We start from the raw sequence: 16,092 nt of genomic DNA, 5'->3' as shown, positions 1-16,092 counted from the left end.
CGCTCTAGGCTCACAAAAATACTTGTTCATGACGAAGGACTAACACAGCTATGTATTACGTTCTTAGGTAGTTCATACACATCGCTCGCAGAGTTCGGGCTCTCGTCTGGAATTATAATCCACAGCGGATCCAATTTAACGACTTGCCATTGTTGTTGCTGCCAGCTTAATGAGATCTGAGTTTCACTGTTCATTGCCAAGGCCCGACTCTTTTGCTCCACATTGCTGACAATAGTTAATTGTGTCGGCTCAATGTCAGACAAAACCAGCTCAATGCACGAGCTAAGTAAATCATGGTTTGCAAGTTCTGTATGTTCGCTAGTGTTACTAATGATCTCAGGCTCGACCTGTACTGATTGTATTTGGCTTTCCATGGCGAGAGACCTATCCGCCATCTCAGATTTCTTCGCTATTTGCTGTTTGCTATTCAACGACTTTTGTTGCTTCATCTGATTGTCTTGCTGACGAAGTAATTCGCGCTCAAGCGTAGGTGCTGATGAGGCTACGCCTGATTGCTGCGTTACTCGATTTGGTGCAGCTGGCGTTTGCATCATCTGAAACTCGTCTTGCTCCATAGCTGCATCAAAACTTGGCCCACCCGTTTGCATGTACAACCACCAACTCAGCACACTAACACAAGCTAAAGACGCCGCACTCGCCCACCAAGGTGCGCTACTCCATGTATAAGCTGCTTTGGGTTTTGTTGTGGATTGCTGAATTTTAGTCGCCTGTTGCTTCGCAAGATTGGCGATGCGTTTATCCACCAACTGCGAAGGCTGGTTATCACTCACAGCAGCCTGATAAGCAGCGTCGAGGTCTTTATCACTAGGAGATAAATCGGTACTTGGTTTATCTGTCATGGTGTTTCTCCCAGCATTCTCGAAGTTGTTGATAGGCGACTCGCAGGCGGCTCTTAATCGCATCAAAACTGCTATCGAGTACCTTGCCGATTTCAGCCACCGCTAGACCCGATTGTTTCAAGGTAAATGCCTCTTGCTGCTTTTGTGGAAGTCGCGAAACGCAGCTCAATATCAGCCGTTTATCTATGTCTTGCTGATGCTCTTGTTCCGGATCAGAGCTCGAAAGCAGACTATCAAGATCATACTCTTCGGTAGCCGGACTAATTGCATTCTTACGAAAGTAATCGGCAATTCGACGACGGGCAATGGTATATAAATAACCACGGAAATGCTTTGTTACTTCAGTCGTGGATTCATCGACGGTGGGAACCTGATAACGGTCAGCGCCGCTAATTAATGATTCCCACACATCTTGAAATACCTCGTTACTGGCAGCCTCTGTCATTTTTTGACGGATAAAAGCAAACAGAGGTTGTCGATAACGTTGATACAGACGCTCAAACGCGGCGTAATCGCCACGCTGCGCGTAATCAAGCATCAGTTGTTCATCGCTGGCTAAGTTCATACCGGTGCGCTTGGTTCCTTTCTTGTAACGTTAGCGGAGTTGGCTGTGGAGTAATGTCGTACTGTGGCACTGGCGCGGTTATTGCCTCCGAACTCAATGCCGCTGTCATGGAGTGGCTCAATCTAGCCAATTTAACAAACTCTGAACGATAACCAAACTGATCACTACCTTTAGACGAGCTTGCCCAGTCAATGATTTGTGCAAATGACAGATCATCTACAACGCTATTGCCACGAAGCTTCTGTCCAAAAGCGGCTACCGCGATTGCAAATCGGTCATCCTGAGTAATGTTGTCAAACTCTATGTATTGAGTCGGTAGCACGCGCTGGGTATATTTTTGTGACACGCTCGATTGTGACTGTTTATAACGCACTCGTACTTCAGCTAAGGCTTCATTGCTCGATGGCTTAGCCATTTTGTTGGATGCTTGCACTTGGAAAACTAGCGGATCGATTAAGCCTTGGTTTGCTGCCGGCGTGATTTCGTAGATTGCAGTGACACTATGCCCTGCTCCCATGTCACCAGCATCCTTTTTGTCATTATTGAAATCCGCTCGTTCTAGTTGGCGGTTTTCATATCCTAGTAACCGGTACTCAGAAACCATGCGAGGATTAAATTCAACTTGAAATTTAACGTCGTGAGCGACGGTGAATAGTGTACTGCCAAGTTGATCAACCAGTAATTTTTGGGCTTCATGTAAAGTATCAATATAACCTGCAACACCATTGCCGGTGTCCGCTAATTGTTCCATCAAATGATCGTTATAATTGCCCTCCCCAAACCCAATCGTTGAAAACTGTACCCCAGCTTTTCGTTTTTGAGAAATACGATGCTTTAAGTGGTCGATGTCTGTCATTCCAACATTGAGGTCGCCATCTGACATTAAGTAAACGTGGTTAATTCCGTTTTCAATAAATCCTAGTTGCGCCTGACGATAAGCCAGTTCAATACCTGCTGAGCCATTAGTTGATCCACCAGCACTCAAACTCTGAATGGCATACTCAATGTCAGCCTTATTGCTCACCTTGGTCGATGGTAGCGCTACTGACGTGCCGCTGGCATACGTAACAATAGCTACACGGTCGTCTTCATTCAGGTTATTTAGCATCAGCAGCATCGATTGTTTAAGCAATGGAAGCTTCTCATTGGATTGCATCGATCCCGACACATCCACTAAGAACACGATGTTGGCAGCGCTTCGTTGCTGCACATCAGGTTGGTAAGCACTTACGCCGATGCGAATCAATTGATTGTTAGCATTCCATGGCGAGGCACTTAAAAGCGTACTCAGTGTTATTGGATTTTCTAAACTTAGCGTTGAATTTGACGGATTTTTGTAATCGTACGAGAAGTAGTTGATGAGCTCTTCAACTCGAACCGCATCTTTTGGGGGAAGCGCTCCACTATTGATAAAACGGCGCATATTAGAATAACTAGCAGTGTCTACATCGGCGCTAAAGGTGGACACAGGCTGCTGCAACACAGACACAACCGAAGCATCTTGCAACTTTTGGTAGTTCTCGGTATTGATGGCTTCATGGTAGTAGATATCATGGTTAGGATATTGAACTGCCGCTAATGATTTCATTTGCGACATACGCGCTTGTTTACTCTGCACCGCAACGGCTGCATGCTGCTCAACCGCAAGCATAGGGTGCATGGGTTGGACCATCATTTCATGCTCAACTGGCTGCGACTTTTTTTGATCATGATTTACGGTTCTGTCTTTGCTACCACCGCATGCGCCAAGAACAGAAACAGTGACAAGCAGCGCAACTGAGCGCGCCAATAGTGATACTTTAAAGTTTGAAATTTGCATTTGATTACCTTTGTTTAAGTCATTCTCAAACAAGTAATCGTTGTCGATTAAAAAGCGAGGCTAAAAAACTTTAAAATAATTTGAATTGGGCCTCGACTACAAAAAATACACCACTACAGACATTAAAAAGACACTTAGCGCCCGATAACCAACTTGTATCCATAACAGTTGCCAACCCCAGCCACAAAACAAGCTATCAGAAAGCATTGCCGGAAAAATAATGAGTAAGCCAAGTATCAGCCCAACCAAGGCTGCCATTTGAAAACTGTCCACGCTTAACACTGAAAATAACAGTGAAACACCAATCGCCGATAGTAAACTAGCAACGATGCTTCCTAGCATAGGTCCCGTTGATTTACCTAAAGTGTCCGCGGTTTTTCCAATGCATTGCATCCACACATTGCCAAACAAAAGTGGTGAGTACCACAAGGCACCCAATACCATGCCAATAATTGTTGCTACAGCTATACCCAATCCATTGAGTTCCATTGTTCTTTCCCCTTATTGGGTTAATGTCTTAAACAGTCTTTGAATAATACCATTCCTATTAATTTGTTGGTCTTTATTGGTCGTATATAGAATTGCTTAGATCAAGGAAAAATCGCAGTTACTAGCTAAGCTAATGACACCACTTTTGACGCTGATATAAGTGATTGTAGTCGGCTAGACTGACTTAATAATTATTAGGATTAGTTAAGTATAGTTGTTAAAAAGAAAAAGCTATAAACCGCTCCCCTAGCTACAGTTCAAATTGTACGACAAGCAACTTCGAACTTAGGATTGTTAATTAGTTGCTAGATGAAGACGCTTCATCTCAGTTATTCGCAAGCAGTACCTTTTTTAACAGGTTTGCTAACTGGGCTTGCTCCTTGCCGTCTAACATGTTGACCATCGCATCCATATTCTCGACGTGGCTTACTAATGCTGCATCTAGTTCGATAACACCGGCTTGGGTTAACTGAACTTGGCAACTTCGGCGGTCTGCTGGGCTTGCTAGACGTTCAATCAAACCACGCTGTACCAGTTTTTCGATCCACGTACTAACTGCTCCCGAGGACAACATCAGCGTTTTATATAGCTCTGTGGGGGTTAAAGGCAATTGGTTACGGCGCAACGTTGCCAAAATATCGAACTCGATACTACTAAGCTCATGGGCCTTGAACACTGTATCTAACTGTTTTTGCCAATCTAAACTCACTTGTCTCAAGCGACCAACAATGCCCATTGAGTCACAGTTCAAGTTCGGCTTTGTGTCTGCCCATTGCAATAAAATGTCATCAACTTTGTCCTTCATAATAAGCCCTTTAATTAAATCTTTTTAAAAAGATACTTGAACAAAATATAGTTTTCCATTACTTTTACCTAAGTATCTTTTTCAAAAGATATATTTTCTTTTTAATGGCCAAATTTATGAAACCAATCCAAGTGTTATTTGCTTTAACTGTCACAGCCCTTGCCCCAATTGTATGGGGCAGTACCTATATAGTTACCACCGAGTTACTCCCTAGCAATATACCGCTAACGGCAGCTTTGCTTAGAGCACTACCGGCCGGTATGGTTTTAGTTTTGATCACCCGTACTAAACCCCAAGGTCAATGGTGGGGCAAACTTGCAATTCTTGGCTTGCTAAACATCGGTTTCTTTTTTTACTGCCTGTTTTTTGCTGCAACCCATTTACCCGGCGGAATGGCGGCACTCGTAATGGCCATATCTCCTATATTGGTCATTACGCTCAACTTTTTGCTTAACAAAAGCCCTTTAAGCCTGAATCAAGGACTTGCTAGCGTACTTGGGGTCGTTGGTATTGCGCTACTAGTGTTGAACAATCAAGCCGCACTTGACCTCAGTGGAGTGGTCATGGGATTGCTTGGGGCGTTCAGCATGGCTTTGGGCATGGTACTAACCAAACGTTGGAATCGACCTACTGATATGAACTTATTAGGCTTTACTGGATGGCAACTACTCTTTGGCGGATTAATGCTATTGCCCGTCTCATTATGGTTTGAAGGCCTGCCTCGTTCGCTGAGCTTAAACAATATGGTCGGCTATGCCTATTTAACTATCGTAGGCTCCATGATTGCTTATTCACTATGGTTTAGAGGCCTCGAAAAACTGCCGACTGTTACCGTCTCTTTCTTAGGCTTGCTGAGCAGCGTTTCAGCGGTTGCTCTTGGTTACTTTATTCTTGGAGAATCACTAACTATTATGCAATTTGTCGGCGCAATGACCATCTTTGTATCTATAGTGCTCGCATCGACTGCTTCCAAACCTCGACCTATTGTAAAAGCGGATAAAACAGCACTGGAGCCGCGACTCACTTAGAGTCTCGCCAGACGTATTTAAGCGCTCTTTGTCATCCGTAATATTTTTACGAGTTAGAAGCTAATGCATTAGGCGCTTGCTTAGTCGTCGCTGAGCTAAGCCTATATCTCAGCTTGTTTGAAATAGGCTTTTCGATAACTAAGTGAAAAACTATGGATGACAAAATACAGGCAAAAAAGATTACAACAAAGCTGAAAAAGGCGCCATAAACACCTGCACGCTGCAAACCAAGCAGCATGGCAATCTTGCACATAATACTAATCAGCGGGAAATGTATAAGATAAAGGGCATAGGATGACGCCCCAAGTAGCTGACTAAATTTGTTGTTTAGTAGCACCTTGCCCTTTTTCTCGAAAGCAACTAAAGACAAAACAATACAACTAAATGCGATGCCATTTAAAAGAATGTTATAGCTTTTGAGTTGCTCTCCAGCAAGGACCACATCTAAGGATGTACTCACGAAAATAAACATGCCTAATACAGCTAAAAACGCGGATAAAATCGTGCTAAATTCGGTTTGTGTAGATAGCTTCGCGCACACCATCCCCATTAAGAATAACCAAATATAATCACTGCTAAAGAAGCTTAATGGAAAATCTACGGTAGTTGGTGCAAACACAGAAACGCAAGCGAAACCTAGCACAGCAAGCAGGCCTAATCTGCGGTTCAATATTCCCAATGAAAACACCAAATAAAACAACATCTCAAACTGAAGTGTCCATGCCACGATCACCACAGGAGCTCCCTGGGCGCCCACAATGGCTTTGTCTTGTGGAAACAACAGCACTGATTTTAACAAGGTCGAAAAGTCATGAGGAACGGTGGCACGTAACTGAGGAATACTTAACGCTAGGAGATATACTGCCGTAAAAATGATCAAATAAACCGGATAAATTCGAGTGATTCTTTTATAAAGATAGCTTGGCAAAGCTTTGGGCTGACCAATGTCATTCTTATGCGCGTGATAAATAATAAAGCCGCTCAATACGAAGAAAAAGTCGACACCAAAACCACCAAAAGAAAACGGAATAAAAAAGGCTTCCATATCGAAATACTTTTCTTTGGCTATGGTCCCACCAAGATGAAAAAGCACCACCAATAACGCGGCGATTGCTCTACCCGATTGTAGCGACTTGTACATTTAAAACTCCCTTAACGGAAACTATGGTTGCACACAAGGTGTCCAAGCTAGTCCCCAACATCCAATACCATCCGTAGTACCGGAATAAATTACGACGAATATATACCGAGCTATGTAATGCTCGATCCTATAAGTTAATACATCGGCGCATAATAAAAATACAGCAGTAGGATAATGAATTACGCCCTAAGTAAGCAAGCGATACATTTTCAGTACCACGGTCTAAGGTTTAGCTTCGGTAACGACAAAGCACCCAAGAAGATTCTTCAACTCTGAACCGCAGCAAAGACACTGTGAAATGATTGCTGTTTTTGAATTAATTTAAGATCGCATTCCAAGTGGCTTTGCAATTTGTCGAATAAAAAATTCCCCATACTAATGCGCTTCACACCATTGGCGGCTAAGGTGTCAAAATTAGATAGTTCTGGCATGCACATTACATTCAAGGGCAACTTAGTGGCAGCAGCTAAGGATCGAATATCTTGAACTTGAGTAATGCACGGTACAAACAACCCGTCTGCTCCTGCGCTGTGATACAAGCCTGCTCGCTCAATTGTTTGCGCTAACGCGTCGGGCATGGCTAGCAAAAAGCTATCACTTCTTACGTTCAAGAATATATCTATGTTGTCTTCAACCAGTTGTGATTTGATCGCAGTAAGGTAGCTAGCAAAGCGCTCAGCTTGAATTAATGTACGCGTTGATTGCATATGACTATCTTCGATATTGATGCCAACCACACCCATTTGAGCCAACTTAGAAATATGCGCTGCGGTGATCTTAGGGTCTTCGCTATAGCCAGATTCAATATCAACACTAAGTGGTAACTGACTACATGCTGTAATACGCTGCACAACAAAACTCAATTGGTCAAAACTCATTTGCTCGCCGTCTTCATAACCTAGTGTGGCAGCAATGGCAGCACTAGAAGTCCCCATTGCTGTAAAACCAAGCTTTTCAGCAGTCTTAGCACTAGCCACATCCCAAACATTGCATATAAGCAGAGGTGAACGGCTATTGTGATGCAGGGCTTTAAACTGTTCGAATCTCATGTTTCAAATTCCTTTTGTTGAATAAATTCTTGCTGGTTAACAGCTGTTGATATCTATTGTGTCGCCAATAGTGTGTCCAAGCCAATGATAAAACTGGCCTAGTATTATAAGTTTTACTTATAATACTAAATGTTGTTCAAGCCAATATACCTAGCGAAGTCGGAATTTTAATGAACACTAAGCTCCCTAATTTCAATCTCTTACGCAGTTTCGAGAGCGCAGCAAGGCACCAAAGTTACAGCCGAGCAGCTAACGAGCTGTGTATTTCTCAGGCCGCTGTAAGTCAGCAGATGCGTAATTTGGAATCAAATTTAGGAGTCCAGCTATTCCAGCGAAAAGGTAAAAAAATGCACTTAACTGAGCCAGGAGTAACCTTGCTCAAAGCGGCGCAAAAAGCGTTCGGAATTCTTCAAGAGAGCGTCAATGCCATTACCAAGCAAGAACTTGCAGGTAGTTTAACAATCAGCTCCACACAAGCCTTTATCGCGCTATGGTTGATGCCAAGATTAAGTCAGTTCTCAGCGCTATATCCTGAGATTCAAATACGAGTACTATCTAGTGCAAAGTATGAAGACCTTAAACTTGAACACATTGATCTTGCAGTACACTTTGGCAATCAAGTCAAAAGAAATACCAATCCAGAATACGCTTGTGAGTTCTTCGGCGAAGATTTTGTATATCCCGTGTGTTCAGCACGTTTAAACGATAGCTTTAATTTCGAAGAACCGAGCGATCTGCTAAATAGTTGGTTAGTCGGTCTAGACCAAGCGAATAGCTACGATTGGTCTTCCTGGTTCGATCATTGTAATGTAAGAACCTATCAAAACCATCAACAATGGACCTTAGTTCATAGCACCGATATGGCCTTAAACGCGGTTCAGAATGGACATGGGGTAGCCCTTGCGGCACATTTCTTAGTTCGCGACAAAATTGATTCCGGCGAACTTGTAATACCTATAAAAACTCCCCACCCCAAAAGTATTCAGCGTCATTTCGTATTCGACCCACAATCATCCAAGCTGGCTCGCCTAAATGTTTTTATGCGCTGGATAGAGAGCGAGATGTCCGTATAGATCGGTTTTCTAACCCAAGGGCGAATAGGGATTAGAAAACCACCGTTGTTGATTATCCACTATCTGGTTTACCCTGCTGCGACAAGCGAATTAGAGCTTGGCTTACGGTTTAAAATCAGTCCGACTATAAACAACACAATTGTTAACCAGAAACCACTAACGGGCACAACCGATACACCGATAATTCCCCCTATCAATCCAGTCCAAAGCACGGCGTTACTAATTTGATTGGTATTGTTCCAACACTGAACGATTAACATGACCAGTGGCCAAGAAAAAATCATAAACCAAAATGCCGCTGCCCCCATTAAATAATCAGGACCTGCTACGTTTATCCAACCGCGATTTATCATTTCGGCGAAAACTGGATAAAACAGGACCACCCCAATAGAAATATGCCCGAGAGTTATCGCAAGTAAATATCTTGAAAACGTTCTTTGCATCATGGTGTGCTCCTTGCCTAGCGGCTTTAGTTTGTTAATTAGCGCGGCTGGACAACGCTATTCACTGGCAACAACACTACATTGAGCGCGCTCAATGAGCAAGCTCATTTTATTTATTCTAACAAAACAGGTAAAGTGATCACATCGAGTAAATGAGCCTACTGAACAAAATGACAAGACAAGAACAGAAACAACAAACCCGCAATAATATTGTTTCTACCGCAGAACGTTTGTTTAGAAGCCAAGGTTTTGACCAGATCTCAACGCGACAAATTGCAAAGGAATGTGGGATTGCGGTTGGAACTGTTTTCGCGCACTTTCCCGATATCAACGCACTAACACAAGCGATATATCATCAAAAACTAACCCATCGATTAGCCATACTATTCGAATCATTAGCCGAAGATTCAGATGGCTTAACTCGTTTTTTAGCCTATGCGAAAACACTCTATGAGCTCTATGATGAGGACCGCGCCTTTTCAAAGTTTCTACTAAAATCAGCTATGTTTGACCTTAGTTATTTTCAGCAGCAAATGGACGAATTTTTGTTGCAAATTGCAGAGAAACTTGAGGCGAACATGCCGAGAAATAACCATGAACAGCGTTATATCGTTGCCAAGTCGTTCTTCGGTTTTTACATGTTTAATTTGCTGCGGGGTCTAGAAGATACGCAAACTAGCCCAAATGATTGGCTAGCATTACTAGAAATTGACTGTAGGCAATTACTTACTATCTAACGATGATCGCCGCCAATGGGAGAGTAAACTGCATCATTGAGTTGGGAATAACATCTATCTTAGGGAAGTCTTAGTGTGGCTCTGCTATCACATAGCATGGATGTGGATATCCAAGTGAGGGATGCTCGAGCGTAGAGGCGACGAGTCTAATGCTATGTGACTTTTGAGTTTATCTATATTTACTTTTTTGAGCGCTTTCTTAGTACTAATATTTAGTTTAAACCACTATTTTTACTAATTAACAAACTAGTTTTGATTCGACTTTACCATTTTGTTTACGGCTATGTTGAAACCAAAATCTTTTACGACCTGTTGAACGAGACATAAGCGTCCTTATTATGTTCAGCATACAAAGTTTTATATTACTTCGATTACTGATGATTATATTTTTATGTGGAATTTATAGTGATGTTGCGAAGATAACTAAAAGCAGCGGCTTTTCTAAAACCAGGTGTTTGAAATGATTTTCCGAATACTCTATAAATTTTCAAGTTTACGCTAATTAGTGACGTAGATAGAAAATAGTCCCATCTACGCAAGCTTACAAAGTTATAGCGCGATTACATTCGCAGCTTGAGGACCCTTTTGGCCCTGCTCAACTTCGAACGATACTTTTTGACCTTCAGTAAGCGTTTTAAAGCCTTCTGAGGCGATAGCACGAAAATGTACAAATACGTCTGCACCGCCATTTTCTTGAGAAATGAAGCCAAAACCTTTGTCTTCGTTAAACCATTTTACTTCGCCGTTTGTTTTATTAGACATGTGTGTCCCTTATATATTCAAAATTAATAAATTTGTCGCAAAAAATGCGATGCGCTGAAAGCTTGAATTATTGAATGTGACGATGAAGCTAAGGGAAACACTAAGGATAACAACAATAACGAAGAGATTCTGAGGCTTTACTTTTACTTGATGGTTCATTAATAACTCTGAATGTCAGAGCGAGATACATATTACATCACCGGTTCTAAGAGTAAAGGCTTATTTTGATTTATTTTTAATCAACAATAATAATAAAAGCGACTCTCTACATGAGATGCTACATGAAAGCTGTTTGTTGCTCATTATTCTGTGCTTAGAGTTCTACTACACTAGCTTTAATCTAGAAACACCTAATAGGATGTATTCATGAGAATATTATGTTCACTAAACATAGTAAATGATGGGAAGCATAACCGCTTTTGTATGCTTCCCGTTTATGCTCAACTATTGCATAGAGTGTAAACCAATCATATTCCCTTCAGTGTCAGTTACTAGACTTATAAAACCATTCTCACCTATCGATACCTTCGGCGAAACTACACTACCACCGCTAGTGACAACTCTAGACTCTTCTAGGCTACAATCAACGCAGGAAAAATAGACCAAAGTGCTATTATTACCCGCTTTTACGCCTTGCATGCTGACCAAGGCCCCCATTGCACCGTAACTTTCCATACTGCCGGCGAAACTCCACATTTGCATCTGCATCTCACCTGGAGGTACATCTAGCTTTTCCAAGTTTGTTGCAAATACCGCTTCATAAAAGGCTCTTGCTCTTGGTAGATCATCAACATAGATCTCAAACCAACCCACCGCATTTGCTTGCATAATCACTCCCTAATTTGCCAACCAACCTCGTTAAGCATAGTCAATATTTAGCAACTATGTGCGCCAATACTGACTGTCACAGTTAAGTTAAACTTGCTCGTTTGGGATTTGGAAACTAAAAATTCGGTTCAGGGTTTTGCGAATGCGGTGACTAATGTGTGGCTATTTGGGCTGACTTAGCTTGTTTTTCTTTCTCGCATAGCGATAGACAACTATAGTAGCGGCCATAATCGTTGCAAAAAGGAACCCCCATGAACAAAACACCGACTCAAGAAGACTCATTAACACTTTATCATTTTGTAGGCTGTCCATTTTGCACTATCGCAATTTCCCCAATCAAAAAGCTTAATCTGAATGTTGAAATGCGCGATACCATGCAAAACCCCCAGTACCGAGCAGAGTTAGTAAAAGCTATGGGCCGAGGCACAGTGCCGGTTCTAAAAATAGTCGCGAAAGATGGCACAGAGAAATGGCTGCCCGAATCCAGAGATATAGCCAAATATCTTGAGCAGAAGTACGGCTAAACATCTTAACATTTGGCTGTATGCGGCAGTAAAGTTACCGCCGCATACAGCCATGTCAAAAGCTCTAATACAACGAGAGCCTAACGTTCAAAATTGCACTGACTTTGAGCCTAGCTAGGTGCTCAACAAAAAGATCGACACTATTATTTGCTGACAATCCTTTGAATAATTGCATCGTTTTTTTGTTCTTCGCTTAATGAAGGGTCGGACAAAATATCACTGGCATCAAAACTTGTGACCTCATCAAGGAATGGAATAGGCCACACTTGTTGTGGAGGATAAACAATGGCTTCAATTTTACCTAAGCGGCTTATCACCGAAACCTGTTGATTGCTGTGCGGATAGACCAAGAAATAAAAGTAGAGCGCAAACAAGATGCCCAGAATTGTTAGTCGCCCAGCCCAAATCGGTAGTCGGCTTGGTTTTTGGGGTTCTTGCTTTTCTTGCTGCTGCGCTTCTAGCTCATTTTGTGCAATTTGCTTTGGATATGCGCTTCTGGCATACGAAGCAAGCATACGCGGCTTCATTTTTTCCCAACTACTCACATGGCGTTCTAGGTCAATAAAAATACAGTGCGCTGGAGTTGCTCTAAACCCCATCCAGTGAAATTTTTTGCTAACCAATACATCGACAATTTTGTCATCTTTTAGCACCACAGCCGCCTTTCCCCGCGGGACATAAACACAACTGAGAGAAAATAGTAGGGCTATACAAAACACCAGCATGAACATCGAAAAGTGACCAAAGAACAGTACAACGATAGTCGGGATTAGAAGATATTTTAAGTATGCTTTCATTGCTCGGGGGGATATCCATATGTTGGTTTTAAGCAGCTTTCTGCGCGACCCAAGCAGGTTACTGTGTATTGACTTAAAACGTAACACTGAATTTAAATAAAGATAGAGACTAAACTTGCCGTGTGTCTTGGCTAAAGTCAGAGCTCTCAAATGTACGTCAGTATAGCTACTACTCAACAATACTAGTTAATTATGCGACTTGCTCTCTATAGACTTTTTTCTGCAGATACATACTCTTATCAGCTTCTGAAAGTAGTTGTTTAACGTTAGTAACCTGCCCACGGTACACCGTATATCCAATACTTAAGGATGGATTAATAACACGTTCATCCCAAATCAATGGCTGAGACTCTACTGCTCGCTTCATTTGAGATACTTTTAAAGCTGCGCCTTCGTCATCGGGTACATCACGCAAAATAACGATGAACTCATCACCACCAAACCTAGCAACACTATCCGATGCCCTAATATTATCACTTAGTAGCATCGAGACATGCTTTAGTAACTCATCTCCGGCTTCGTGTCCTATGTCGTCGTTTACCTGCTTAAAGTCGTTAAGATCAATGTTGAGTAGCGCAAAACTAGGTTTACTAAGACCTTTTGAAGTGAGTTCATTAAGCAAGTTTATAATAAATCGGCGGTTTGGCAGTTGGGTTAATTCGTCAAATAACGATGCTTTATGTAATTGTTTGTAGTTACGAAAGTGTAAAAATAACATCAGATATACCAGTAAGGTGACGAATGCACTGATACTCATTGTCGCTGTTCTAATTTCTCTAATATGCTGTAGTTCACCGACCGTAAATTTAGCCGCTAGTAGCCAACTATCTGAAGGAAGACGAATCGTGTGCTCAATATCTGGATTATCAAATATAGCCGCTGAACCATAGAAAACTTCTCCAACACCATCCGAGGATTGTGTTCTAAGCGCAATTGTCGCGCCTCCAAAATCAACTAAACCACTATCTTCTATCATTGCATCATAATCCATCACGACGCTAACACCGCCCCAATAGTGCTCATTCAAGGGGTAATCAGAGAAAATAGGGTAGCGAGCTATTAGCCCTAAGCCTCCCTGAACCAAAGTTAAGGGTCCAGCTATATAGACTTGTTTTAATTCCTTAGCCTTTAAAATACTTTTGTATTGTTCAGGTCGAGTTCTAAAATCTAGCTCTAGAGCTGCTTCGTTTCCCTCTATTGGATAGATCATAGAGATGACATCGTTCGGGGCAATTCCTATATTACGAACAAAGCTCGCTTTTGACATTAGTTTTGCTGCAATACTCTCCCAGTGAATTATCGCTAGTGCGGGGTCAATAGTGACGACAGTCGCAAGACTATCAGCCAAATAAGCATCTTGAAAAATAGTGCCTTCAATTTTGGAACGGATTAACACCAAGTTTCTAGCAACTACGGCTTCAACTTTTTCGGTTTCCCTCGCGACTAAATAACTACTCGCTATTTGAGTTAGAACTATAGCAATCGCAAAAAATAGCAATGAGCTAAGTACGAAAACTAAGTTAGCTTTTTTCTGTAGTTCTAGTAGCACTAAAAAACCTACTTTTTGTGTTTTAGGCTTGGAAACGACGACGAAATTGGATGATCTCAATCGCCAAGTATATGATTTATAACTCTAGCAGAGATTTCTAAAGCTCCAAATCGCTTGCTGACACGATTTTCGGACATGGGGAGTATTAAAGAGCCACATAAAGTTGCCAAACTTAAGCCCGAACTAGCATTGTTAAACTAATAAATGACATCAAGCAGTGGGTGGAACAAAGCAATGGACTCCAACTTAGCCCAAAGCTTTAGCATAGTTATATTCTATTGAAATCAAAGTGCCATTAGCATACTGTCAAGGGACAACTAGCTAAACGACACTTATGCCTGCTACTTTCCAGCCCGCTCGTGATGCACATTAAGTTGTTGATATAACTTGTCTTTCAAGGCCATTCGCTGCTGCTTAAGGGCGTGCATATTGGTATCATCAATCGGACTGCCCGATACCTCCAACTCGCGTATATCAAAGTCGAGTTGATGATACTGCTGCATGTCAGTTTTAAATACTGGGTCGTCGTGGTTGAGTTGAACGATGTCTAATTTGAACTCAGGGAAGTCTAAGATAAAGGCGTGATTTTCATTTAGCATGGGCATTCCTTTTAAGTCGAATTCCCTTCAGTATAAAAGTAATTAAATTGCAGAAATGTGGTCTAAAACACAAACTAAACATGTTGCGGGCTTTCAACAAGATTAGCTCATAGACTGCAAAGCAGCTTCGGCCTTTAACCAGTCAACAAAAACTAAGATTCTGGATTTCCGTATCGAATCAGCGTGATACACGGCTGAATATTCCACTCCGGGGGATAGGCTGATATCAAAGGGCTTCACAAGTAATCCTCGCTCAATAAAATCACCGGCTAAGCTATCGGTGCCAGCGCAAACCCCGTGCCCTGCCACAACAGCATTGATGCCCATATCAAAGGTTTCAACTTCCATCCAGTTAAAGACACTGTCATCAACAACAACACCAGCTTTTTTAAACCATTCTTCCCATGAAAAATGATGACTGCTGATGTTACTAACTAACCAACACTTAAGTAGCTGATCGGGCTGTGAGAGCTTCATTGATTTTGCCAGCTCTGGAGAACAAACCGGAAACACCGGCTCATCAAATAGTTGTTGGCAGGTGAGTAAAGTATCATCGATTTTGCAGTTAACCTCACCAATAGCAATATCAAAATCACCACTGAGATCGATATTAGGTTGATTAGATGAGCTAACTCGAATTGGTGTTTTTGGGAATGCTAATGAAAACCTCCACAGTCTTGGCATCAACCATCTAGATGCAAACGACGGACTGGTGACAACCGACAACACCCCTTCGATAGGTTCAGCTTGGGTTGCATTAAGGCCATCCACAATACTCTTAAAAGCCACAGACACGGTTTCATAAAGTCTAAGACCTTCGGCCGTAAGCAGCATATTTCGACCTTTACGCACAAATAGCTTACACGCTAACTCGTCTTCTAGCTGGCGCAATCGCTGACTTACCGCAGCCTGAGTAATGCTTAACTCTAATGCTGCTTTACTATAACTACCCAAACGAGCAGCCGCCTCGAAGTATCGCAATGCGCTTAAGTGCCGCAGTTCTGAATTCATAAGCTCTACTTAT

General features: G+C 42.0%; 18 protein-coding genes. 4 read left to right on the top strand and 14 right to left on the bottom strand.

The window, feature by feature from the left end:
* Positions 1-26: 26 nt before the first annotated feature.
* The 5 genes from DBZ36_RS10050 to DBZ36_RS10030 form a co-directional block, all read right to left on the bottom strand.
* Positions 27-860, bottom strand: coding sequence for a hypothetical protein (locus DBZ36_RS10050; RefSeq protein ID WP_120354812.1), 834 nt, complete (start codon positions 858-860; stop codon positions 27-29).
* A complete protein-coding gene (locus DBZ36_RS10045) occupies positions 850-1,425 on the bottom strand; it encodes a sigma-70 family RNA polymerase sigma factor (RefSeq protein ID WP_120354811.1) in 576 nt (191 codons plus the stop codon). Before DBZ36_RS10045 ends, DBZ36_RS10050 begins: the two co-directional genes overlap by 11 nt.
* The gene (locus DBZ36_RS10040) at positions 1,406-3,244 is read right to left on the bottom strand and encodes a vWA domain-containing protein (RefSeq protein WP_120354810.1); all 1,839 of its coding nucleotides are present in this window, start codon (positions 3,242-3,244) and stop codon (positions 1,406-1,408) included. The genes DBZ36_RS10045 and DBZ36_RS10040 overlap by 20 nt, the downstream gene beginning before the upstream one ends.
* A 96-nt stretch (positions 3,245-3,340) precedes the next feature.
* Positions 3,341-3,733, bottom strand: a complete 393-nt coding sequence (locus DBZ36_RS10035) for a DUF1761 domain-containing protein (RefSeq protein ID WP_120354809.1) — start codon at positions 3,731-3,733, stop codon at positions 3,341-3,343.
* Positions 3,734-4,058: 325 nt separating this feature from the next.
* Positions 4,059-4,538 (bottom strand): MarR family winged helix-turn-helix transcriptional regulator, encoded by a 480-nt coding sequence (locus DBZ36_RS10030; protein WP_120354808.1) that lies wholly within the window; start codon positions 4,536-4,538, stop codon positions 4,059-4,061.
* 116 nt (positions 4,539-4,654) lie between these two features.
* Here DBZ36_RS10030 and DBZ36_RS10025 point away from each other — a divergent pair, with 116 nt between their 5' ends.
* Positions 4,655-5,566, top strand: coding sequence for a DMT family transporter (locus DBZ36_RS10025; protein WP_120354807.1), 912 nt, complete (start codon positions 4,655-4,657; stop codon positions 5,564-5,566).
* 46 nt (positions 5,567-5,612) lie between these two features.
* Here the strand turns inward: DBZ36_RS10025 and DBZ36_RS10020 are convergent, their stop codons facing one another.
* Positions 5,613-6,707: an acyltransferase family protein gene (locus tag DBZ36_RS10020; RefSeq protein ID WP_120354806.1), complete on the bottom strand. Its 1,095-nt coding sequence runs from the start codon at positions 6,705-6,707 to the stop codon at positions 5,613-5,615.
* A 266-nt stretch (positions 6,708-6,973) separates the two neighbouring features.
* The gene (locus DBZ36_RS10015) at positions 6,974-7,756 is read right to left on the bottom strand and encodes an isocitrate lyase/PEP mutase family protein (RefSeq protein ID WP_120354805.1); all 783 of its coding nucleotides are present in this window, start codon (positions 7,754-7,756) and stop codon (positions 6,974-6,976) included.
* 170 nt (positions 7,757-7,926) lie between these two features.
* Between DBZ36_RS10015 and DBZ36_RS10010 the strand changes: the two genes are divergently transcribed.
* Positions 7,927-8,829, top strand: coding sequence for a LysR substrate-binding domain-containing protein (locus DBZ36_RS10010; protein WP_233558118.1), 903 nt, complete (start codon positions 7,927-7,929; stop codon positions 8,827-8,829).
* 68 nt (positions 8,830-8,897) lie between these two features.
* Here the strand turns inward: DBZ36_RS10010 and DBZ36_RS10005 are convergent, their stop codons facing one another.
* The gene (locus DBZ36_RS10005; protein WP_120354803.1) at positions 8,898-9,275 is read right to left on the bottom strand and encodes a DUF6463 family protein; all 378 of its coding nucleotides are present in this window, start codon (positions 9,273-9,275) and stop codon (positions 8,898-8,900) included.
* Positions 9,276-9,442: 167 nt separating this feature from the next.
* Between DBZ36_RS10005 and DBZ36_RS10000 the strand changes: the two genes are divergently transcribed.
* Entirely contained in the window at positions 9,443-10,009 is a 567-nt protein-coding gene (locus tag DBZ36_RS10000; protein ID WP_158589069.1) for a TetR/AcrR family transcriptional regulator, read from the top strand.
* Positions 10,010-10,558: 549 nt separating this feature from the next.
* Here the strand turns inward: DBZ36_RS10000 and cspE are convergent.
* Both cspE and DBZ36_RS09990 read right to left on the bottom strand, forming a co-directional pair.
* Positions 10,559-10,771, bottom strand: coding sequence for a transcription antiterminator/RNA stability regulator CspE (cspE, locus tag DBZ36_RS09995; RefSeq protein ID WP_120354801.1), 213 nt, complete (start codon positions 10,769-10,771; stop codon positions 10,559-10,561).
* Between the two features lie 444 nt (positions 10,772-11,215).
* On the bottom strand, positions 11,216-11,599 hold the full coding sequence (locus DBZ36_RS09990; RefSeq protein WP_120354800.1) for a VOC family protein: 384 nt from the start codon (positions 11,597-11,599) through the stop codon (positions 11,216-11,218).
* 251 nt (positions 11,600-11,850) lie between these two features.
* Here DBZ36_RS09990 and DBZ36_RS09985 point away from each other — a divergent pair, with 251 nt between their 5' ends.
* The gene (locus DBZ36_RS09985) at positions 11,851-12,123 is read left to right on the top strand and encodes a glutaredoxin family protein (protein WP_120354799.1); all 273 of its coding nucleotides are present in this window, start codon (positions 11,851-11,853) and stop codon (positions 12,121-12,123) included.
* Positions 12,124-12,266: 143 nt separating this feature from the next.
* Here the strand turns inward: DBZ36_RS09985 and DBZ36_RS09980 are convergent, their stop codons facing one another.
* From DBZ36_RS09980 to DBZ36_RS09965, 4 genes are all read right to left on the bottom strand, one after another.
* Complete coding sequence (locus tag DBZ36_RS09980) at positions 12,267-12,920, bottom strand: hypothetical protein (RefSeq protein WP_147395014.1); 654 nt, start codon at positions 12,918-12,920, stop codon at positions 12,267-12,269.
* A 190-nt stretch (positions 12,921-13,110) separates the two neighbouring features.
* The gene (locus DBZ36_RS09975) at positions 13,111-14,469 is read right to left on the bottom strand and encodes a diguanylate cyclase (protein WP_120354797.1); all 1,359 of its coding nucleotides are present in this window, start codon (positions 14,467-14,469) and stop codon (positions 13,111-13,113) included.
* Between the two features lie 341 nt (positions 14,470-14,810).
* Entirely contained in the window at positions 14,811-15,068 is a 258-nt protein-coding gene (locus DBZ36_RS09970; RefSeq protein ID WP_120354796.1) for a YdcH family protein, read from the bottom strand.
* A 102-nt stretch (positions 15,069-15,170) separates the two neighbouring features.
* Positions 15,171-16,079, bottom strand: coding sequence for a LysR substrate-binding domain-containing protein (locus DBZ36_RS09965; RefSeq protein WP_120354795.1), 909 nt, complete (start codon positions 16,077-16,079; stop codon positions 15,171-15,173).
* Positions 16,080-16,092 lie beyond the last annotated feature (13 nt).

Source organism: Alginatibacterium sediminis, from assembly GCF_003610775.1.
GTDB classification, from domain to species: domain Bacteria; phylum Pseudomonadota; class Gammaproteobacteria; order Enterobacterales; family Celerinatantimonadaceae; genus Alginatibacterium; species Alginatibacterium sediminis.
This window is presented reverse-complemented; position numbering and strand designations above follow the sequence as displayed.